The organism is Curtobacterium sp. Csp2 (genome assembly GCF_013347165.1).
Genome location: NZ_CP054593.1, coordinates 3,281,338 through 3,301,500, shown reverse-complemented (window position 1 = coordinate 3,301,500; position 20,163 = coordinate 3,281,338). Strand labels below are relative to the sequence as shown.

18 protein-coding genes and 2 pseudogenes are annotated in these 20,163 nt (G+C 73.5%); 7 read left to right on the top strand and 13 right to left on the bottom strand.

Going from position 1 to position 20,163, the window contains the following annotated elements; genetic code table 11:
- Nucleotides 1–133 precede the first annotated feature (133 nt).
- A complete protein-coding gene (locus HUN59_RS16040; RefSeq protein WP_174778921.1) occupies nt 134–1,402 on the bottom strand; it encodes an acyltransferase family protein in 1,269 nt (422 codons plus the stop codon).
- Between the two features lie 161 nt (nt 1,403–1,563).
- Between HUN59_RS16040 and HUN59_RS16035 the strand changes: the two genes are divergently transcribed.
- Nucleotides 1,564–2,040 (top strand): Fur family transcriptional regulator, encoded by a 477-nt coding sequence (locus HUN59_RS16035; protein WP_174778920.1) that lies wholly within the window; start codon nt 1,564–1,566, stop codon nt 2,038–2,040.
- Between the two features lie 26 nt (nt 2,041–2,066).
- Nucleotides 2,067–3,593, top strand: a complete 1,527-nt coding sequence (locus HUN59_RS16030) for a catalase (protein ID WP_174778919.1) — start codon at nt 2,067–2,069, stop codon at nt 3,591–3,593.
- A gap of 81 nt (nt 3,594–3,674) precedes the next feature.
- Here HUN59_RS16030 and HUN59_RS16025 read toward each other — a convergent pair whose 3' ends face one another.
- From HUN59_RS16025 to HUN59_RS16015, 3 genes are all read right to left on the bottom strand, one after another.
- Nucleotides 3,675–4,241: a GNAT family N-acetyltransferase gene (locus tag HUN59_RS16025; RefSeq protein ID WP_174778918.1), complete on the bottom strand. Its 567-nt coding sequence runs from the start codon at nt 4,239–4,241 to the stop codon at nt 3,675–3,677.
- Nucleotides 4,242–4,397: 156 nt separating this feature from the next.
- Nucleotides 4,398–5,270 carry a VOC family protein gene (locus HUN59_RS16020; protein WP_217483572.1) on the bottom strand — a complete coding sequence of 291 codons (873 nt, stop codon included), beginning with the start codon at nt 5,268–5,270 and terminating at the stop codon, nt 4,398–4,400.
- Nucleotides 5,271–5,323: 53 nt separating this feature from the next.
- Nucleotides 5,324–6,115, bottom strand: coding sequence for an SDR family oxidoreductase (locus HUN59_RS16015; protein WP_174778917.1), 792 nt, complete (start codon nt 6,113–6,115; stop codon nt 5,324–5,326).
- Nucleotides 6,116–6,226: 111 nt separating this feature from the next.
- Between HUN59_RS16015 and HUN59_RS16010 the strand changes: the two genes are divergently transcribed.
- Nucleotides 6,227–6,766 (top strand): hypothetical protein, encoded by a 540-nt coding sequence (locus HUN59_RS16010; RefSeq protein ID WP_174778916.1) that lies wholly within the window; start codon nt 6,227–6,229, stop codon nt 6,764–6,766.
- A 30-nt stretch (nt 6,767–6,796) separates the two neighbouring features.
- Here HUN59_RS16010 and HUN59_RS16005 read toward each other — a convergent pair whose 3' ends face one another.
- From HUN59_RS16005 to HUN59_RS15985, 5 genes are read right to left on the bottom strand one after another with little or no spacing between them, the layout of a single operon-like run.
- Nucleotides 6,797–7,117: a hypothetical protein gene (locus HUN59_RS16005; protein ID WP_058741534.1), complete on the bottom strand. Its 321-nt coding sequence runs from the start codon at nt 7,115–7,117 to the stop codon at nt 6,797–6,799.
- Between the two features lie 9 nt (nt 7,118–7,126).
- Nucleotides 7,127–7,750 carry a response regulator transcription factor gene (locus HUN59_RS16000; RefSeq protein WP_058741533.1) on the bottom strand — a complete coding sequence of 208 codons (624 nt, stop codon included), beginning with the start codon at nt 7,748–7,750 and terminating at the stop codon, nt 7,127–7,129.
- Nucleotides 7,747–8,994 (bottom strand): sensor histidine kinase, encoded by a 1,248-nt coding sequence (locus HUN59_RS15995; protein WP_174778915.1) that lies wholly within the window; start codon nt 8,992–8,994, stop codon nt 7,747–7,749. The genes HUN59_RS16000 and HUN59_RS15995 overlap by 4 nt, the downstream gene beginning before the upstream one ends.
- A 29-nt stretch (nt 8,995–9,023) precedes the next feature.
- Nucleotides 9,024–9,857: an ABC transporter permease gene (locus HUN59_RS15990; protein WP_174778914.1), complete on the bottom strand. Its 834-nt coding sequence runs from the start codon at nt 9,855–9,857 to the stop codon at nt 9,024–9,026.
- Entirely contained in the window at nt 9,854–10,795 is a 942-nt protein-coding gene (locus HUN59_RS15985; RefSeq protein ID WP_174778913.1) for an ABC transporter ATP-binding protein, read from the bottom strand. The genes HUN59_RS15990 and HUN59_RS15985 overlap by 4 nt, the downstream gene beginning before the upstream one ends.
- A 197-nt stretch (nt 10,796–10,992) precedes the next feature.
- Between HUN59_RS15985 and HUN59_RS15980 the strand changes: the two genes are divergently transcribed.
- Both HUN59_RS15980 and HUN59_RS15975 read left to right on the top strand, forming a co-directional pair.
- Nucleotides 10,993–12,189: a PP2C family protein-serine/threonine phosphatase gene (locus tag HUN59_RS15980; protein ID WP_174778912.1), complete on the top strand. Its 1,197-nt coding sequence runs from the start codon at nt 10,993–10,995 to the stop codon at nt 12,187–12,189.
- 254 nt (nt 12,190–12,443) lie between these two features.
- Nucleotides 12,444–12,650 (top strand): annotated as a pseudogene (locus tag HUN59_RS15975) (phosphoribosylaminoimidazolesuccinocarboxamide synthase); the annotation flags it as partial.
- A gap of 197 nt (nt 12,651–12,847) precedes the next feature.
- Here HUN59_RS15975 and HUN59_RS15970 read toward each other — a convergent pair.
- Nucleotides 12,848–13,441, bottom strand: a pseudogene (locus HUN59_RS15970) (phosphoribosylaminoimidazolesuccinocarboxamide synthase); the annotation flags it as partial.
- The gene (gene purD / locus HUN59_RS15965; protein ID WP_174778911.1) at nt 13,438–14,706 is read right to left on the bottom strand and encodes a phosphoribosylamine--glycine ligase; all 1,269 of its coding nucleotides are present in this window, start codon (nt 14,704–14,706) and stop codon (nt 13,438–13,440) included. The pseudogene HUN59_RS15970 and the gene purD, both read right to left, overlap by 4 nt.
- Nucleotides 14,707–14,763: 57 nt before the next feature.
- Here purD and HUN59_RS15960 point away from each other — a divergent pair, with 57 nt between their 5' ends.
- The gene (locus tag HUN59_RS15960) at nt 14,764–15,126 is read left to right on the top strand and encodes a sterol carrier family protein (RefSeq protein ID WP_058741542.1); all 363 of its coding nucleotides are present in this window, start codon (nt 14,764–14,766) and stop codon (nt 15,124–15,126) included.
- A 338-nt stretch (nt 15,127–15,464) separates the two neighbouring features.
- Here HUN59_RS15960 and HUN59_RS15955 read toward each other — a convergent pair whose 3' ends face one another.
- Nucleotides 15,465–17,990 carry a helix-turn-helix transcriptional regulator gene (locus HUN59_RS15955; protein WP_217483571.1) on the bottom strand — a complete coding sequence of 842 codons (2,526 nt, stop codon included), beginning with the start codon at nt 17,988–17,990 and terminating at the stop codon, nt 15,465–15,467.
- A 161-nt stretch (nt 17,991–18,151) separates the two neighbouring features.
- Here HUN59_RS15955 and HUN59_RS15950 point away from each other — a divergent pair, with 161 nt between their 5' ends.
- Nucleotides 18,152–18,580 carry a hypothetical protein gene (locus HUN59_RS15950; protein ID WP_058741526.1) on the top strand — a complete coding sequence of 143 codons (429 nt, stop codon included), beginning with the start codon at nt 18,152–18,154 and terminating at the stop codon, nt 18,578–18,580.
- 121 nt (nt 18,581–18,701) lie between these two features.
- Here the strand turns inward: HUN59_RS15950 and purF are convergent, their stop codons facing one another.
- The gene (gene purF, locus HUN59_RS15945) at nt 18,702–20,159 is read right to left on the bottom strand and encodes an amidophosphoribosyltransferase (protein ID WP_174778909.1); all 1,458 of its coding nucleotides are present in this window, start codon (nt 20,157–20,159) and stop codon (nt 18,702–18,704) included.
- Between the last annotated feature and the right edge of the window lie 4 nt (nt 20,160–20,163).

Below are 20,163 nucleotides of genomic sequence, written 5' to 3'. Positions count from 1 at the left end.
GCCACGTGCTCCAGAACTCGGCGGGCTGCGGCGTGGGGAACCTCCGTGAGCGGACATGACGTGGTCGGTGCCCCGCCATCCTCTGCCGCCGACGCCTCGGTGTGCCCGCGCACGGGCCCCGGCGCGGTGAGGATCAGTTCAGCCGCACGGTCCGACCGAGCAGCACGACGCCGAGCGGTACGAGCACCGCGCCGACCACGGCGGTCCCGAGCGACAGGTGCAGCTGCATCACCGCGAAGGCCGGTCCGATCGTGCAGATCGCCGCGACGGCCAGGACCGGCCATCCCGGACGGTCCGTGCCGGGCACCAGGCGGGGGAGCGGCCGGTCGAACCACCGGAGCCCACGGGCGATCCCGATCGCGACGGCGAGCACCACCACGAGCGCCACCGGCCGGGTCGCCCACCACACCGCGGAGCCGGGCTCGGGGAACGGCGCACCGAGGAGCAGGGCGATGCCGTTCAGGGCGATGAACAGCGGCAGGTGCCAGAGGTAGACCACCATGCCGTCCCGGCCGACCACGAACACGGCGGCCTGGGCGCCCCGGGTCCGCATGAGCCGCGAGAGCGGACCGTGGAGGAGCTGCACGAGGCACGCCTGCGCGACCGCGAGGAACGCCAGCGGGAGCATCGGCGGGTTGAGGTCCTGCAGCATGTCCGGCGCCCAGAGCCCGACCGAGGTGAGGGGGACGAGCGCCGCGTACCCGGCGACCGCGGCTCCGACGAGCACGAGCCGGGAGCGCCGGGCGAACCAGCCGTCCGCCCACAGGAAGCCGAGCTGCTGCGCGAAGAGCCACACCGGACCGAGGTTGAGCAGCCCGACCTCCGCGAGGCCGGTGGCGAACCGGACCGCGTCGACCGCCGCGGCGAGCACGAGCAGTGCACCGAGGGTCCGCCACGGAGCCCGGGCGTGCAGCCGCGCCAGGAGCGGGACGCAGCACTGGGTGATGCCGTACGCGGCGAGGAACCAGAGCGGGGAGCCGATGCCGAACGCGATCTCGCCGAGGAGCTCCGGCGGCGTGCCGAGGGCGGTCGCGGTGCCGAGGGCGACCGCGAGCACGAGGAACAGCGGGATCGCCGGGCGGAACAGTCGCACGAGCCGGGTCGCGACGAAGTCCCGCGCCCCACCGCCCCGCGCCACGGTGCTCCGCCACCCCACCGCGCTGGCGAACCCGCCGACGACGAAGAACAGCGGCATCACCTGCCCGACCCACGTGGCGGCGACGTACCACGGCGCCTCCTGCAACGGGCTCGTCACCGCGATGCCGTCGGGGCCGACCGCGACGCCGACCATCGTGATGTGGACCACCACGACGAGGACCACGCACGCGGTCCGGACGAGGTCGACGACCAGGTCCCGCTGCGCGATCGCCTGCCGGACGAGTGTTCCCGCTGTTGCCCCCATGGAGGGACCGTACCGGCGCTCCCGCCCGGTCCAGCCGCGTCCCAGCTGATCGCGACCCGATCGTGACGACACGCGCGGACCCGGCCGGTGCTCGCGGCACGGGACGGTGGACCGCTACGGTTGTCTTGACCGATGCAAGACAGTGACCGATGAGGGGCGGGATGGACACCGACGCGGAACTCCTGCGCACCGCGGGCCTGCGGGTGACGAACCCGCGCCTGGCCGTCCTGCGTTCCCTCGGCACGATGCCGCACGCCACCGCCGACGACGTCCTCACGGCGCTCGCCGCCGAGCTCCCGACGACGAGCCACCAGGCGGTGTACGGCGTGCTGGGGGCCCTCACCGGCGCCGGACTCGTGCGGCGGATCGAGCCGGCCGGCAGTCCGGCGCGGTACGAGCGGCGGACGGGCGACAACCACCACCACGTCGTCTGCACGATGTGCGGTGCGGTGCAGGACGTCGACTGCGCGGTCGGTCACGCACCCTGCCTGACCCCGTCCGAGACGCACGGCTTCGCCGTCACGACGGCCGAGGTCACCTACTGGGGCATCTGCGAGCGCTGCGCCGCAGCCGAGCAGTCCGCAGCCGTCGACGGCACCGCCACCCCCGTGGTCCACGAGCAACCCGAGCATCCCTGACCGAACCAACGTTCCGAGGAGGAACCGTGTCCGACCAGAACACGACCGGCCAGCCGGCCGGCACCCCCACGACCACCACCAACAGCGGGGCCCCGGTCTCGAGCGACCAGCACTCGATGGGGGTCGGCGCCGACGGCCCCATCGCCCTGCACGACCACTACCTGGTCGAGAAGCTCGCCCAGTTCAACCGCGAGCGCATCCCGGAGCGGGTCGTCCACGCCAAGGGCGGCGGCGCCTTCGGTACCTTCACCGTCACGCACGACGTCAGCCGCTACACCCGCGCCGCGTTCCTGCAGCCGGGCCAGACCACCGAGATGCTCGCCCGCTTCTCGTCCGTCGCCGGCGAGCAGGGCTCCCCGGACACCTGGCGCGACCCCCGCGGCTTCGCGCTGAAGTTCTACACGACCGAGGGCAACTACGACCTCGTCGGCAACAACACGCCCGTGTTCTTCCTGCGCGACGGCATCAAGTTCCCGGACTTCATCCGCTCGCAGAAGCGCCTGCCGGGCTCGCACCTGCGCGACCACGACATGCAGTGGGACTTCTGGACGCTCTCCCCGGAGTCGGCGCACCAGGTCACGTGGCTGATGGGCGACCGCGGTCTGCCGGCGAGCTGGCGCAACATGGACGGCTTCGGCTCGCACACCTACCAGTGGATCAACGCCGAGGGCGAGCGCTTCTGGGTGAAGTACCACTTCGAGACGCAGCAGGGCCACAAGACCCTGACGCAGGAGGACGCCGACCGCATCGCCGGCGAGGACGCGGACTTCCACATCCGCGACCTGCACGAGGCCATCGAGCGCCGTGACTTCCCGAAGTGGACGCTCAAGGTGCAGGTCATGCCGTACGCGGACGCCGAGAGCTACCGCTTCAACCCGTTCGACCTGACGAAGGTGTGGCCGCACGCGGACTACCCGCTCATCGAGGTCGGCACGATGGAGCTCAACCGCAACCCGGAGAACTACTTCGCGCAGATCGAGCAGGCGACCTTCGCGCCGTCGAACTTCGTCCCGGGCATCGCGGCGAGCCCGGACAAGATGCTCCTCGCGCGCATCTTCAGCTACGCGGACGCGCACCGCTACCGCGTCGGCACGAACCACGCCCAGCTGCCGGTGAACGCCCCGAAGAACGAGGTGCACTCGTACTCGAAGGACGGCGCCATGCGCTTCGACTTCCAGAAGTCCGAGGTGCCGGTCTACGCGCCGAACTCGCTCGGCGGGGCGCACGCCGACCCGTCCGCGACCGACGACGTCCCCGGCTGGGAGTCCGACGGTGCGCTGCAGCGCTCCGCCGCGACCCTCCACCCCGAGGACGACGACTTCGGTCAGGCGGGCACGCTCTACCGCGAGGTCCTCGACGACGCCGCCCGTGAGCGCCTGGTCGGCAACATCGCCGGGCACGTCTCGAAGGTGACGCGCGACGACCTGCGCGAGCGGGTGTTCGCCTACTGGACGAGCGTCGACGCCGACCTCGGGGCGCGCGTGCGCGCCGCCGTCGCGCCGAGCGCGCCGGGATCGAACGAGGACCCGGCGAAGGTCGCGGTCGAGGCGTAACGACAGAACGGACTGGAGGCGCGGTGCCAGCTGGCACCGCGCCTCCAGTCCGTTGATTGACCAGTCCCGGACCGGGCCGGTCTAGACCTGCTGCCCGTTCAGCAGGATCTCTCCGGTCGGCCAGTCCTCGAGCGCCGCGGTCACGGGCCGGACCATCCAGCCGCCCTGCTCCGTCTCGGTGACGCCGGCCCCGTCGGCCGTGAAGGCCGAGAACGTCCCGACCGCACCCGCGATCTCGCGCCAGCCCATGTGTGCGTAGAAGGGGATGCGGTCCTCGCCGGCGCCGAGGAAGCCGTACGGGACGCGGAGTCCCTCGAGCACCGCGTGCGTGCGGTCGAGCAGCTCGCGGCCGATGCCGGTGCCCTGGAGTCGGGGCGCGACGGCGACGATGCCGGTGTCGCCGACCAGGACGTCCTGCCCGCCCACGGTGATGAACATGCGGCGGATCCCGACGTGGGCGAGCACCACACCGTCGGCGTCCCGGGCGATCACCCGGCGTTCGGGCTGCATGCCGGCGTAGTCACGGCCGCCCACGTACCAGTGCGACCAGCTCGGGAAGGCCTGCCCGAGCATCGCCGCGATCGCCTCGTGGTCGGGGAGCGACAGCGCGCTCTCCTCGACCACCTCCCACCGGATGTCTTCGCTCACGGGCCCATCCTGCCGGGTGCGGCTGCGGCCCGCCTGGCTGGTCGCGCGCGGCAACGGAACCCGGTGCACTCACGTGCTCAGCGACACTTCACGGGCACACGGAAGCGTGAAGTGTCGCTGAGCGCGTGAAGTGCGCCGCCCGGCCCGGCGCGCCGCTCAGCCCCGACCGGGCGCCGTCACCTCGATGCGGTTCGCCCACGGGTCCTCGAACGCGACCGTCCGGCCGTCGTCGGCGGTCTGCACCCCGGTGTCGTGCATCCGGGACACGAGCGCGCCCAGGTCGTCGGCCCCGGGGACCTCGATCCGGACGAGTCCCAGCCCGAGCCCGAGCTGTCGGCGTCCGGCGCCGCGGGAGTTCCACGTGTTCATCGCCATGTGGTGGTGGTAGCCGCCCGCGCTGACGAACAGCGCCTGGTCGCCCATCGCCGCGGTCGTCGCGAAGCCCAGCCGGTCGACGTAGAACGCCTTCGCGGTGGCCACGTCCCCGACGGACAGGTGCACGTGCCCCACGCGTCCGGGGCGGGATGCTGCGGACTCGAGCGCCGAGGGCGTCAGGTGTTGCTGCACGAACGCGTTCGGGTCGACCCAGATCGTGTCCATGTCGACCATGCCGTGCGTCCACGACCACTCCGTGCGGTCGCGGTCCCAGTACAGCTCGACGCCGTTGCCCTCGGGGTCCTGGAAGTAGAACGCGTTGCTCACCAGGTGGTCGGCGCTGCCCGTGAACGTCCGCGGGTACTTCGTCGCGACCGAGTAGAGCGCTGCCGCCAGGTCGGCCTGCGTGTCGAACAGGATCGCGGTGTGGAACAGCCCGGCCTCGTGCGGGGCGGCGTGCCGCATCGCCGGCGCGTGCTCGAGCACCACGATCGGGGTCGTGCCGCGGCCGAGCACCGCGACGCCGCCGTCCTGCGTCAGGACGGTGAGTCCGACGCCGTCGCGGTAGTACGCGACCATCGTGTCGAGGTCGGCGACCCGGAGCGTGACGGCGCCCATCCCGGTGTCCGCGGCGAGGAGGTCCTGCGTGTGCATGCACCCAGTGTGCGCCGATTTGGTTGACGCGTCAACCAAATCGGTCGAGGTGGCTACCGGGCGCTGAACCCGCCGTCCGTCTTGAGCAGCTGCCCGTTCACCCAGCCGCCGTCCGGACCGAGCAGGAACCCGATCAGCGCCGCGGTGTCCGCGGGCGTCGACGGGCGTCCGAGCGGGGTCTGGGCGACCACGGCCTCGCGGACCTCGTCGGTGAACCACCCGGTGTCGTTCGGTCCGGGGTTCACCGCGTTCGCGCTGACGTGCACGTCGCCGAGCTCCTGGGCGGCGCCGACCATCAGCCGGTCGAGTGCGCCCTTGCTCGTGCCGTACGGCAGGTTGAACCCGACGTGGTCACTCGTCAGGGCCACGACCCGGCGGCGGTCCTCGGGGGCGGGGACGCCCTCGCGGAGCCGCCTTGCGTACGCCTGCACGATCAGGAACGGCGCCCGGACGTTCACCGCCAGGTGCCGGTCGAAGGACTCGAGCGTGGTGGTCGCGTAGTCGGACTCCGTGCACTCGCAGTGCGACATGACGACGGCCGTCACGGGGGCGCCCGCCTCCGCCTCGACGCGGCCGACGAGTGCGGCCGCCTGCTCCGGGTCGGCCAGGTCGACCGGGAGGCGCGTCACGCGTGCCCCCGCGCGCTCGGCTTCCGCGACGACCGCGTCCACCCCGTCGGGGTCGGCCCCGCCGTGCACGCGGGCGTCGTACGGACTCCACCAGGAGAGGGCGAGGTCCCAGCCGTCGGCGGCGAGCCGGGTGGCGATCGCCGCGCCGATTCCGGCGCGGCGGCCGACCCCGGTCACCAGGGCGAGGGGGCGCGGGGTGAGTGGGCGCTGGGACATGTGTCGTGCCTCCTGTCCGTCGACGCCGCGGTGCGCCGACCCGCCCAGCCTGGCACCGCTGTCGTCCGACCGCGAGCGCCCGCGGCACCGCCGGGGGGCCAGGATGGGTCCGTGCCCCGCCGATCCCGACCCCGTCGCCAGCGTCCCGACCCGTCCACGTTCCCCCTGGAGCGCCTGCGCGACCGGATGTCGTCGTACATCTACGGCAACATCACCGTCCTGGCCGTCGCGATCGCGGTCTCCCCGGAGCAGATCGAGCACGGGGCAGCCGTGCTGACGGTCCTCGCGACGGCGGTGCTGACGTACCTGGCGCACGTGCTGTCCCACGTCGTCGCGCACGCGATCGGGGACACCGGCGACGACGAGGAGCACCGCGAGACCGTCGGGGCGATCCTGCGCGACGCGAACCCGATCGCGACCTCCGGGCTGATCCCGGCCGTGCTCTACGCGGTGGCGTGGGCCGGGTGGCTGCCGGCGCCGTGGGCGCAGACGGCCGCGATCGTCATCCTGGTCGTGCGCATCGGCCTGGTCGGGGTGTTCCTGCAGCGGTTCAGCGGGCGGCGCCCGTCGTTCCTCGGACTCTGGGGCGGGATCGTGCTCGCGGCCGTGGCGTTCGCGATCGGGCTCGTCAAGGTGCTGCTCACGCACTGACCGGGTCGTCGGCGCCCCGGTGCCGGGTCGTCAGCAGCCCGTGGTGGCGAGCGTCACCGTCGCGACGTGGTCGTCGGTGACGGTGGCCTTCGCCGAGCACAGGTCCGTCGCCCGGACCGTCACCCTGCCGAGCGGGACCCCCGCGAAGTCGGCGGTGCCGCCCGGGAACACCCGCTGGTGCTCGGAGAGCTTGCCGGTCGCCGCGTAGACCCGCACCTCGTAGGGGTGCTCGGCCGCGTTCCCCGAGACGGTCACGGCGATCTGCCCGGTCGAGTCGTGCGCACCGCACCCGGTCAGGGACAGCGCGCCGAGGGCGACCACGGCGAGGGCGAGCAGGGGGCGTCGGAGCACCGGTCCAGGTTACGTGCCGATCAGCCAGCCGTTGTCGGCGGCGACCCGCAGCGCCTCGGTCGCGTTCCGGGCCGCCGTCTTGCCGATCGCCGCGGACAGGTGGTTCCGTACCGTCCCCTCGGACAGGTGCAGCACCGCGGCGATCCCCGCGACGGTCGACGCCGTGCGGAACGCGACGAGCACGTCGGTCTCCCGCGGGGTGAGCGGCGACGGGCCGGCGGCCAGGGACTCGGCGGCGAGCACCGGGTCCACCACGCGGAAACCCCCGGCGACCCGGCGGACGGCGTCGGCCAGCTGCTCGGCGGGGGTGTCCTTCACGACGAAGCCCGCGGCGCCCGCCTCGAGCGCTCGCCGCAGGTATCCCGGGCGGCCGAACGTCGTCACGATGAGGGACCGGCACGCCGGGAGCTCGCGGGCCAGGGTCGCGGCGGCGGTCAGGCCGTCGGCGCCGGGCATCTCGACGTCGAGCAGGGCCACGGCGGCCCGCGAGGTCCGGGCGGCCTCGAGCACCTCGTCCCCACGGGCGACCTGCGCCACGACGTCGATGTCCCGCTCGAGCGACAGCAGCGACGCCAGGGCCCCGCGGACGAGCGCCTGGTCGTCGGCGAGCAGGACGCGGATGGGGTCGGTCACCGTGGTCTCCTCTCGACCCGCAGCAGGAAGCCGCCCAGGTCGCTCGTGCCCGTCGTCACCGTGGCCCCCACCGCGTCCGCCCGCTCGTGCAGTCCGCGCAGGCCGTTGCCGCCGACGTCGAGCGGTCCGGCGGGCGCCGGGGTGTCGACCGCTCCGGTGCCGTCGTCCTCGATCGTCAGGGTGGTCCGGGTCAGCGTCACCCGGGCCCGGCTGGCCGCCGCGTGGCGCACGACGTTCGTCACGCCCTCGCGGAGCACCCACGCGAACAGGCTCCGGACGTCCCCGGCCGCCGCGTCGCCGGTCGTGGGCAGCTCCGCGACGACCCCGGCTGCGTCCAGCGCCGAGCGCGCGGAGACGAGCTCGGCGTCCAGGTCGGCCTGGCGGTACCCGCTGACCGCCTGCCGGAGTCCCTGCAGCGCCTCGCGCGACAGCCGCTCGACGTCCTGCATCTCGGTCTTCGCGCGGGCCGGGTCGACGTCGATCAACCGCGCCGCGAGCTCGGACTTCATCGTGACGACCGTCAGCGAGTGCCCGAGCACGTCGTGCAGGTCGCGGGAGAACCGTGCGCGCTCCTCGACGACCGCGAGCCGGGTGAGTTCGTCCTGCGCGACCCCGAGCTGGTCCTCGGCCTCGCGCTGGCGACCGAAGAACACCATCGAGGCGCCGATCGACACCGCCACGATCGGGGCGAACAGGACGCCCGTGCTCGACGCCGTGTCCCACCCGACGACCGCGGCGACGACGAGCTCGGCGGCGACGACGACCCCGAGGACGGCGAGGGCGACCCAGAGCCGCACCGCCACGAACCCGGACAGGGCGACGACGAGCAGCCAGGACCACACCGCGGCCGGGCCGACGGGCACGAGCAGGAGTCCCGCGTAGGCGGCGAGCACGGCCAGGACGACCACGCGCCGGCGGAGTCCGTGCCGCCACATGGCCTCCGGGGCGAACAGGTACCCCACGTACAGCACCGCGAGCGCGAGGGTCGCGGAGACGTGCTCGTCGACCGTGCGGCCGTCGGTCCACACCGCGACGAGCAGCAGGGCCTGCCAGAGCAGGCCGAAGGCGGCGCCGCCGTACCAGCGGCGGCGGGCGACGCGGACCTCGGCGTCGTCGGCGCCCGGAGCGGCGGCCCACGGGAAGGCACGGGCGGACGGCCGGGAGGCGCGGGGCGCGTCGTCCGCGCCCCGCGCCTCGGTCGGGCTGGTGCTGTCCACCCCCGACACCTCCGACAGGTCCGTCACGTCGGTCAGCGTACGACCGTCGGGACCGGTCACCGGCGCGCCGCGTCGCGGCGGTAGCGCCACACGATGACCGCGGCGAGGACGACCGTCCACCCGACGAGCACCAGGGCCGGCTCGGTCATCCCCGCGGAACCGGTCGCCCCGGCACCCATCTGGCCGATCCGGTTGAGCCAGTACGACGGCAGCAGGTGCGCGATCGACCCCATCCAGGCGGGCATCACCGACAGCGGGACCCACAGTCCGCCGAGGATCGACAGGCCCATGAAGACGACCATGAACAGCGGCTGGGCGTACGCGGGCTTCGCGAACTGCCCGACCAGGATCGCGATGAGCGCGAACGGCACGACCCCGGCCCAGATGCCGAGCCCGGCGGCGGCCCAGTGCCCGGCGCCGAGCGACGCGTGCATCCCGAGGATCGCGATCGCGAAGGTGATCACGACCGAGACGGCCGAGAAGGCCATCGCCGCGACGAGCTTCGAGACGAGGAACGCCCACCCGGACAGCGGCGTCACGCGGAGCTGGCGGTTCCAGCCGATCGAGCGTTCGGTCACGAGCGAGAACGCCTGGCTGAGCGCGGCCATCATCGCGCCGTACGCCGTCATCTGCAGCGTGGTGACGACCAGGAACGGCAGGTGCGTCACGGGGTCGACCTGGCCGCCGTACGCGGCACCGAAGACCAGGAGCATGACGACCGGGATCGCGAACGTGAAGACCATCGCCTTGACGTTGCGGAGCTGCCGGCGCGTCTCGAGCAGGACGTACCGGATCGGGAGCCGACCGGCGGTGGTGCGGGCCGAGCCGGCCGTCGACGGGGCGGTGGACGTGGCGGTGGCTGCGGCCGGGGCGGCGGTGGTGGCGGTCATGCGAGGACCCCTTCGGTCTCGGTGGTGCTCGTGGTGGTGGCGGCGGAGCGGTCGGTGGTGATGGCGAGGAAGGCGTCGTCCATGGTCGAGGCGACCACCTGCAGGTCGTGCGCCTCCGGGAACGCGGCGAGCAGGGCACGGAGCGTGTCGTCACTGCGGTCGGTGCGCAGCGTGACGGCGTCGTGCCGCGCCTCCAGGCCGACGACGCCCGGCAGACCGCGCAACGCGACGTGCCGGTCCTCGGCGACGCCCGCGAAGCGGACGGTGCGCGTCGCCGCGGTGGCCTTGACGGCCGCGGGGGTGCCGTCGGCGACGACCCGGCCGTCGCGGAGGATGACGATGCGGTCCGCGAAGGTGTCCGCCTCGTCCAGGTAGTGCGTCGCGAAGACGACCGTGCGGCCGGCGTCCGTGAACTCCCGCATCGACGACCAGAACACGTGCCGGGCCTCGACGTCCATCGCCGCGGTCGGCTCGTCGAGCACCAGCAGGTCCGGGTCGGACACGACGGCGACCGCGAAGCGTGCGCGCTGGAGCTGCCCGCCGGACAGCTTCGAGACCCGACGGGTCGCGATGTCCTCGCAGCGTGCCCGGCGCAGGGCCTCGGCGACGGGCATCGGGCGGCGGTGCGCCGCGGCGACCAGGGCGACCGCCTCGCGGACCGTCACCTCGGGCAGGAGCGCCCCGCCCTGCAGCATCGCGCCGACACGGCCGTCGACGATCGCGGACCGGGGGTCGGTGCCGAACAGACGTGCGTCGCCCTCGGTGGGGGTCGCCAGGCCGAGCAGCAGGTCGACCGTGGTGGTCTTGCCGGCGCCGTTCGGACCGAGGAGGGCGACGACCTCGCCCGGACGGATCGTCAGGTCGACGCCGTCGACCGCGGTGACGGCGCCGAAGCGCTTGCGGAGCCCGCGGAGCTGGATGACCGGTGTCTCGTTCATGGCTCCACGATCCCGCCCGGCGGGGCGGCGCCCGGGTGCCGGTCGTCACGACTTCGGCGTGACATCTGTCAGGGGTCGGCGGCTTCGGTCTTCCGGGTCCGGCCGTCTTCCACGGTCCGGCCCTCGGGCCGCGGGTCTGAGGGGTCCTCCGTTCTGGGGACGCGGCGAGGGCGGCCCGGAGGGATACCGTGGGAGGCATGCACCAGGGGACCTCACCAACCTCCGTCGGATCATCACCAGCAGCCCTCCGTCGCGCCGCCCTCATCGCCGCGCTCGACGTCGTCGACGGCGGGCCCGAGGAGCGCTTCGAGCGCATCACCCGTATCGCCCGGGACGCGTTCGGGGTCACCGGGTCCTTCCTCAATCTCGCGGGCACGGACGTCGTCACGATCAAGTCGCAGGCGAGCGACACCGTGTTCGGCCCGACGATCCCGCTGCAGGACACCTTCTGCGGTCGGACCCTGGCGGAGTCCGGGCCCGTCGTGGTGCCGGACGCCCGGACCGACGCCCGCTACTCGGACATGCCGATGGTGGTCGACGACCCGAACGTGCGGTTCTACGCCGGGGTCCCGCTGCGCGTCGGTGACGACGCCGTCAAGGTCGGCACGCTCTGCCTGATCGACCCGACGCCCCGCACGCTCGACCCCGACGACCTCGCGCTGCTCGAGGAACTCGGGGTGTGGGCGGAGCGCGAACTCGCCGCGGGCGCCGACGAGGACCGGCTCCGCGACGTGCTGGCCGGGCTGCAGCCGACGCCCGTGACCGTCCCGGGCTACCGGATCGGCGGGATGAGCGTCCCGCACGGCGTCGTCTCGGGCGACCTGCACGACTGGCACCTGACGGGGACGGACCTGCACCTCACCGTCGCCGACGTGATGGGCAAGGGGATGTCGGCCGGCCTCCTCGCGGCGACGATCCGCGGCGCGCTGCTCGCCCGTCCGGACGCCCACCCCCGGGACGTCGTCGCCGCGCTCGACGACCAGGTCGCTCCCGAGCTCGGCCGGGCGTCGTCGTTCTCGACGATGTTCCACGGGCGGCTCACCCCGGCGACCGGGCGGTTGGACTTCGTGGACGCCGGACACGGCCTCGTGCTGCAGATGCGCGCCGACGGCGCCGAGCGGACCCTGCTGTCGAGCGACCTGCCGATCGGGCTGCACCCGGCGGGACTCGGCCGGACGCCGGGGTCGGTCGACCTCTCGCCCGGTGACGTCCTGATCATCGTGAGCGACGGCGCGCTCGAGCTCTGGGACTCGACGCTCGCTTCGCTGTCCCGGCTCGGTGCGCTCTGGCGCGAGGAGCCGGACGTCGAGGCGTTCCTCGCGCGCGTCCGGGCACGGGCGCTCGAGCACGACCCGGGCGACGACCTGACCGTGGTGGTGCTGGCGCGCGACTGAGGCACGGTGCGGGTGCCGCGGCGGCCGCGCGGCCCGAGTCTCGCGCTGGGCGACACGACTCGGGGTCGTGTGCCCGAGACTCGTCGCTCACGCCGAGTCTCGGGCCAGCCAGCCAGCCGCCCGGACAGCCGGACGCCCGCGCGTCAGGCGCCGAGGCGCTCGATGAGCTCCCGGTAGCGCGCGGCCGTCCGCTCGACGATCGCGTCGGGCAGCACCGGTGGCGTGCCCTGGCGGTCCCAGTGCGCGCTGAGCCAGTCGCGGACGAGGTCCTCACGAGCGACTCGAGCCGCTACTGGGACGCCCGCTCGGGCAACCGCACGGACTCGTTCGACAAGCAGATCGTCCGCGACTGGCTCAGCGCGCACTGGGACCGCCAGGGCACGCCACCGGTGCTGCCCGACGCGATCGTCGAGCGGACGGCCGCGCGCTACCGGGAGCTCATCGAGCGCCTCGGCGCCTGACGCGCGGGCGTCCGGCTGTCCGGGCGGCTGGCTGGCTGGCCCGAGACTCGGCGTGAGCGACGAGTCTCGGGCACACGACCCCGAGTCGTGTCGCCCAGCGCGAGACTCGGGCCGCGCGGCCGCCGCGGCACCCGCACCGTGCCTCAGTCGCGCGCCAGCACCACCACGGTCAGGTCGTCGCCCGGGTCGTGCTCGAGCGCGATCGCCGCCGCGGCACCGTAGACGCGCAGCGACAGGTCGCGCAGGGTCGCCGCGTCCTCGGCTCCGACGAGCTCGACGGTCTGCTCGTACGAGATGTTCTCGTCGTGCTCGCCCTGCGGTGCCTTGAACGCCGGCGTGTAGATCGGCTCGGGTAGGCGGTCGCCCTCGGACAGGCCGTCGGGGAGCGGCACGCCGCAGACGCTGCCCGACTCCCGGTACTCGGCCCAGCCGCTGCCGACGAGGTACCCGCGCACGACGCACTCGACCGGGAACATGTCGAGCGGGAGCACGTGCATCGACCGCTCGGCGACGGACTCGGGGACGGGCGTCCCGCCGGAGCCGTCCGGGATCAGGTGGTTCGGGACGTCGGCGAGCCGGTCGAACCAGTGTCGGGACAGCCGCGTCAGCAGTTCGCCCTTGCCCGGGATCGGCGGCTCGAGCGCGAAGTCGTACGCGCTGACGCGGTCGGACGCGACGAGCAGCAGCTCGGTGGCGTCGGCGACGTCGGCCGTGCCCTCGGGGACGTAGAGCTCGCGGACCTTGCCGGACGAGACGTGCCGCCAGCCGGGCAGGACGGGCGCGGCGGTCACCGGGCGACCTTCGCGGCGATGTCGGTGCGGTACTGCGCGCCCTCGAGCGCGATGTCGCCGAGGCCGGCGTAGGCGCGCTCCCGCGCCTGGGCGAAGTCGGTGCCGACCGCGACGACGCTGAGCACCCGGCCGCCGGTGGCGACGAGCTCGTCGTCGAGCACGGCGGTCGCGGCGTGGGCGACGGAGACGCCGTCCCGGGCGTTCGCGGCGTCGATGCCCGTGACCACGCGGCCGGTGCGGGGGTTCTCCGGGTAGCCCTCGCTCGCGAGGACGACCGTCACGGCGACCTCCGGCCGGAACTCCGGACGCGGCGCCGACGCCAGCTGTCCGGTCGCTGCGGCGGCCATCAGTCCGCTCAGCGGCGTGGCGAGGCGGGGGAGCACGACCTGGGTCTCCGGGTCGCCGAACCGTGCGTTGAACTCGATGACCCGGACGCCCTGCTCGGTGACGATCAGCCCGCAGTAGAGCAGCCCGACGAACGGCGTGCCCTCGTGCTCGAGCCGGCGGACCGTGGGCAGCGCCACCAGGTCGGTGACCTCGTCGACGAAGGCCTGCTCCGAGGCCCAGCGCTCGTCGAGCCAGGGCAGCGGGGAGTATGCGCCCATGCCGCCGGTGTTCGGACCGGCGTCGCCGTCGCCCAGGCGCTTGTAGTCCTGCGCGGGGCTGAGCGGGCGGACGTCGTGCCCGTCGCTCAGGAAGAACAGCGAGACCTCTTCGCCGTCGAGGAACTCCTCGACCACCACCGGGCCGTGCTGCAGCCAGTACGTGGCGTGGTCGATCGCCGCCTGACGGTCCTCGGTCACCAGGACGCCCTTGCCGGCAGCCAGCCCGTCGGCCTTGACGACGTACGGTGCGCCGAGCTCGTCGAACGCGGCCACGGCCTGCTCGACGCTGCCGGCGGACACCGGGCGTCCGGTCGGCACCCCGGCCTCGGCCATGATCCGCTTCGCGAACGCCTTGGAGCCCTCGAGCTGCGCGGCGGCCTTGCTCGGGCCGAACACCGGGATGCCCCGGGTCCGGAGCGGGTCGGCGACACCGGCGATCAGCGGTGCCTCCGGTCCGACGACGACGAGCTCGACGCCGTTCTCGATCGCGTACTCGGCGACGAGCGCGCCGTTCGTGGGGTCGAGCGACACCGTCTCGACGTCGGCCGCGATGCCGGCGTTGCCGGGGGCCACCGTGATGACGTGCCCTGCGCGTTCAGCGAGGAGGGCCGTGATGATCGCGTGCTCGCGGGCACCGGAACCGAGGACGAGGATTCGCACCCGATCACCCTACCGAGCGCGACACGCCGCCCGCGATGCGACGGCTAGCCTGTGGACATGCCGCCGAAGAGGATCGAGGACGCCGTCGGCCGTGCTGCGCTCACCGCGGTGCTCGGGGGCTCCACGGTCCGGACGGACGTCGCGACCGCGGTCCGCTGGACCCTGCAGCGACTCGCCGACGACGTGCCGGGCAACAGCGTCGAGGTCCGCGTCCCGCCCTTCGCGGCCGTCCAGGCGGTGCCCGGTCCACGGCACACCCGAGGGACCCCGCCGAACGTGGTGGAGACGGACGCTGCGACCTGGATCGCACTGGCGACCGGGTCCCTGCGGTGGAGCGAGGCCGTCGCCACCGCGCGGGTGAGCGCCTCGGGCTCGCGCGCCGACATCACGTCGTTCCTGCCGGTCCGCACCAGCGCCTGAACGACGACACCGCCCGGATCGACACCGCCCGGATCGACACCGCCGGAAACGACACGACCGGGAGCAGCTGGCTCGACCGGCGAGTTGTTCGACGAGGCTCACAGGATTAGGTAGGTCCTACCGATGTGCCCCGCGGGGCCATCCCCGTAGCGTGGAAGTCGCCGGGATTCGGACCCGACCCGAACGGGTCCGAACCCGGCGACGGACTCCAAGGTACGCGACTTGCGGGTTGCGTTGTCAACCATCGCGGCGAGTCGTGCTGCAATCCACAACGAACCCTGGGTTTCGTTGTCGACGATTTCGTGACGGGGCGACACGAGAACCGTCAGCGCCGACCGTCAGCGCGGCCCGATCATCTCCGCGAGCTCCGACCGCGCGTGCAGGTCCCACTTCGCGAACACCCGCGACAGGTGGGCGTCGATCGTCCGGACGGACAGGCCGAGCGACTCCGCGATCCGCCGGTTGCTCAGCCCGCGTGCCGCGAGTTCCGCGACCTCGTACTCCCGGTGGGTCAGCGGGGGTTTCAGTCGGCCGGCCGTGACCGCCATGCCGTGCGTCGCGAGGACCGCCGCCGCCTCCGCGATCCGCGACCGGTCCTCGGCGCGCAGGGCGTCGGCGTACTCGACGACCGCGTTCGCGAGCGGTCCGTCCACCCGGGCCGCGGCGGTCCGCATCCGCTCCCGGGAGACCGTGGCGTCGTGCCCGCGCATGACGTCGTCGGCGAAGTGCAGCGTCTCGGCGTACATCACGTGCAGCCACGCGCCGCTCGCCGTCGCCCGCGCGGTGATCTCGTCCGCGTGCCGGAGCCCGGCCGGGTTGCCGAGCACGGCCTCGGTCCACGCGATCGACATCGCCACCTGCTCGCCGGTGATCCGCATCGCCCGCAGCGGGGTGCTCCGTGCCCGGTCGAGTGCGGCAGCGGCCTGCTCGGCGTGCCCGGCGTAGGCGTTCGCCATCGCGAGCCGGGCCCACGGGTAGGCCGCGAACCCGCCGTGGTCGGCCACGTCGTACCGCTCGCACGCGGCCGAGAGCGCCGCGATCGCGTCGTCCCAGCGCCGCTGGCCGATCGCCTGGTTGCCGACGCCGATCAGCTCCAGGGTGAAGTCGTACTTCAGGAACGGGCTCGCCCGGCGGACCGGGATCTCGGTGAGCATCGTGGCGACGTCCCCGCGCCAGACCTGGAGCTGGTGCGTCACGGAGATCACCTCGCCGACGGCCCACGGGGCCTCCTCGACGTGCTCGACCGCGGTCGCCAGCGCCCGTCGTGCCAGCCCGGCGGCGTCGTCGAGCCGTCCGGCGGTGGCGAGGGCCATCACGGCGCACGGGGCGAGCGCGAGGAACGCGACGGACACCGTGGGCTGCTGCAGGACCCCGGAGCGCTCGACCTCGGCGCGGACCTCTTCGAACCGGCCGCCCCACCCGAGGTGCGCCAGGCGCAGGATCCGCAGGCGTTCGGCCGTCTCCGGACCGACGAGGCCGGCCGCCGCCTCGGCCAGGGCCACCGCGGCGTCCACGTCGTCGTCGTGGAACTGCCGGATGTTCGCGAGCGTCTCGCAGGCCTCGACGACCATCGCGTCGCCGACCTCGGCCGGACGGGAGCGCGCGAGGGACCAGGCGGCCTCGGCGTCGACGCGGCCGGCCTCGCGCCCGCTGCTGTAGGAGTGCGCGATCGACCGCAGGCAGTGCGCGGTCACCCGCTCGCGCGCGGTCAGGGCGGTGCGGAGTGCGGCGGACGCCAGGGCGATCGCGCTCTCGTGCTCCTGCAGCCGGACGGCGACCTGGGTCGCGTCGAGCAGCTGCCCGACGGGCGGCAGCACGCCGCAGTCGAGCGCCCAGAGCGCGGCACGGAGTCGAGCGGCGGGCGGGGCGCCCTCGGGGCTGTCGGTCCGGAAGGCGTTGGCGCGCGCGAACAGGGCCGCACGCCGGGCGACCGGCACGAGGGCCCGGACGACCTCGCCGACGAGGGGGTGCGACGGACGGACGACCCGGGCGCAGTCGTCCGCCGTGTCGATCGTCACGAGGCCGAGGGCGACCACCCGGTCGACGTCCCCGCCCGACACCAGCCGGAGGAGTCGCTCGAGGGGGATCGGGTCGGCGAGCGCCACGATGTCGACGACGTCCCGCAGGTCCTCCGGCAGGGCACCGAGCTCCGAGCGGTACATGTCGGCCAGGCTGTTCGACGCCGTCACCCGCCCGCGCCAGTACCAGCCGGACGTGGTCTGCTCGAGCGCGCCGGACGTCAGCGCGGCACGGACGACCTCGCGCAGGTACAGCGGGTTGCCCGCGGTCGCCCGGTGCACGCGCTCGGTGGACGCCGTCTCGAGCTGGGCGCCCAGCGCCGCGGCCACGACCTCGCCGGTCTCGCGCAGGTCGAGCGGTGCCAGGTCGATCCGTTCGAGCAGGTCGTCCTGCCACAGTGCGCGCAGCGGGTCGGGCAGCGCGGTGAAGTCCCGGCAGGTCAGCACGAGCCGCGCGCCCTGGTCGCGGACGAGCCACGCGACGTACCGGGCGGAGATCGCGTCGAGGTGGTCGGCGTCGTCGACGCGGAGCAGCACGTCCCGGTCGGCGAGGTCGGTCGTCTCGCGCAGGCGCTGAGCGGCGACCGCGTCGTCGACGAGCTCGGCCAGGGCGGCCGGGAGCTCCCCGAAGCGGTCCGCGACGGCGCCGAACGGCATCGAGCGTCCGGCGGCGACGGCCGTGATCGGGACGACGAGGGTCCGGCCGGTCGCGTCGCGTCGGGCGACCCGGTCCGTCACGCGCGCCGCCGTCGAGGTCTTGCCGAGGCCGGGGGCGCCGACGATCGCGACGCTCCAGCGGTGCTCGGCGACGACGGCGACCGCGCGGTCCTCCTCGCGCCGCGGCACGATCGGCCACGGCACCCTCGCCGGGGTCCGTGGGCGACGACGGTCGTCGACGGGTCGGTCTCGCACCCCACCACCTCCCGCTCCTCGTCTGGACCATCTTGCCCCGGCCGCGGGGGACAGGACAGACCGGACCACCTCCCACAGTGGGGGACAATGGAGGGGTGAGCGACTCCGCCCGACCCGAACCCCGACCCGACGACGGTCCCGCCGACCGCACGCCCGAGCCCGCGGCGCCGGCCCCGAACGCCGTCTCCACCCCGGACGAGGTCACCATCCGCCGGGCACCGAAGTTCGGCGTGTTCATCCTGGGCGGTGCGGTCCTCGGCTTCCTCGCGACCCTCGTCGTCGTGTCGGTCACCATGGACATCGACCGCGGCGACCAGCAGGACGCCAGCTTCGGCACCCTGGTCGGCTACTTCTCGCTCTGGGGGGTCACCATCGGTGCCGCCGTCGGCGCGGTCGTCGCCGTCGTGCTCGACCGCGTCCTCGCGAAGCGGGCCGCCCGCCTCACGGCGGAGCGCGTCGAGGTCGAGCCCGTCCCGGACACGGTCGACGGCGAGATCGAGCACCCGGACGGCGACCGTCCCTGAGGGACAGGAGACGGACAGGCGGACGGCGCCACCGACGGTGGTGACCGGATGACGGACGGGAGGCACGGTGCCAGCTGGCACCGTGCCTCCCGTCCGTCTCCTGGTCGCGTCGCGACCGGACCTAGCTGAGCTGGTTCGCCTCGACCCAGGCGAGGTACTCGGGCGTGACCGAGCCGGTCACGTACTCGCCGGTGAAGCAGCTCATCTCGAGGTCGGTGACCTCCGAGCCCTCGATGATCGCGTCACGCATGTCGGCGACCTCCTGGTAGATGAGGTGGTCGCTGCCGAGCACGCGGTTGATCTCCGGGATCTTCCGGTCGTGTGCGATGAGCTCCGCACGGGTCGGCATGTTGATGCCGTAGACGTGCGGGAACCGGACCGGGGGAGCGGCGCTCGTGAAGGTGACCTCGTTCGCACCGGCGGCCCGCGCCATCTCGACGATCTCGCGGCTCGTCGTGCCGCGCACGATCGAGTCGTCGACGATCAGGATGTTCTTGCCCTTGAACTCCGACGACATCGCGTTGAGCTTCTGCCGGACCGAGCGCTTGCGCTCCGCCTGCCCGGGCATGATGAACGTGCGGCCGACGTAGCGGTTCTTGAAGAAGCCCTCGCGGTAGTCGATGCCGAGCTTCTGCGCGACCTGCATCGCGGCCGGACGCGACGAGTCCGGGATCGGCATCACGACGTCGATGTCGCCGGTCGGCGCGTACTGCGCGATGGTGTCCGCGAGCCGGTTGCCGAGCCGCAGTCGGGCGTCGTAGACCGAGATGCCGTTCATCACCGAGTCGGGACGGGCCAGGTAGACGTACTCGAACGAGCACGGCACCAGGCGGGGGTCCTTCGCGCACTGGCGCGCGTGCATCTGGCCGTTCATCTCGATGAAGACCGCTTCGCCCGGGGCGATGTCGCGGACGATCTCGTAGCCGCCGGACTCGAGCACGAGCGACTCGCTCGCGACGACCCACTCCGGCTGGCCGGCCTCGTCGAACTTGTGGCCCAGGATGAGCGGCCGGATGCCGTACGGGTCGCGGAACGCGAGCAGGCCGTGCCCGGCGATGGTCGCGATCGTGGCGTAGGAGCCCTCGACGCGCTCGTGCACGCGCTCGACGGCGTCGAACACCTGGCCGGGGTCGAGTTCGCTGCCGCGGACCTGGCCCTGCAGCTCGTGCGCCAGGACGTTCACCAGGAGCTCGGTGTCGGAGCTCGTGTTGAGGTGCCGGCGGTCGATGTCGAACAGCTCGCGGGTGAGTTCCCGCGTGTTCGTGAGGTTGCCGTTGTGCACCAGGACGATGCCGTACGGGGCGTTCACGTAGAAGGGCTGGGCTTCTTCCTCGTTGCTCGCGGCGCCCTTCGTGGCGTAGCGCACGTGGCCGAGGCCCATCGTGCCGAGCAGCGCCCGCATGTCACGGGTGCGGAAGCCCTCGCGGACGTGGCCGCGCGTCTTGTGCATGTGGTGCACGTGACCCTCGACCGTGGCGATGCCCGTCGAGTCCTGGCCCCGGTGCTGCAGGAGCAGCAGGGCGTCGTAGATGGATTGGTTGACGGGCCCCTGCGCAACGAGGCCGACGATGCCGCACATTCGC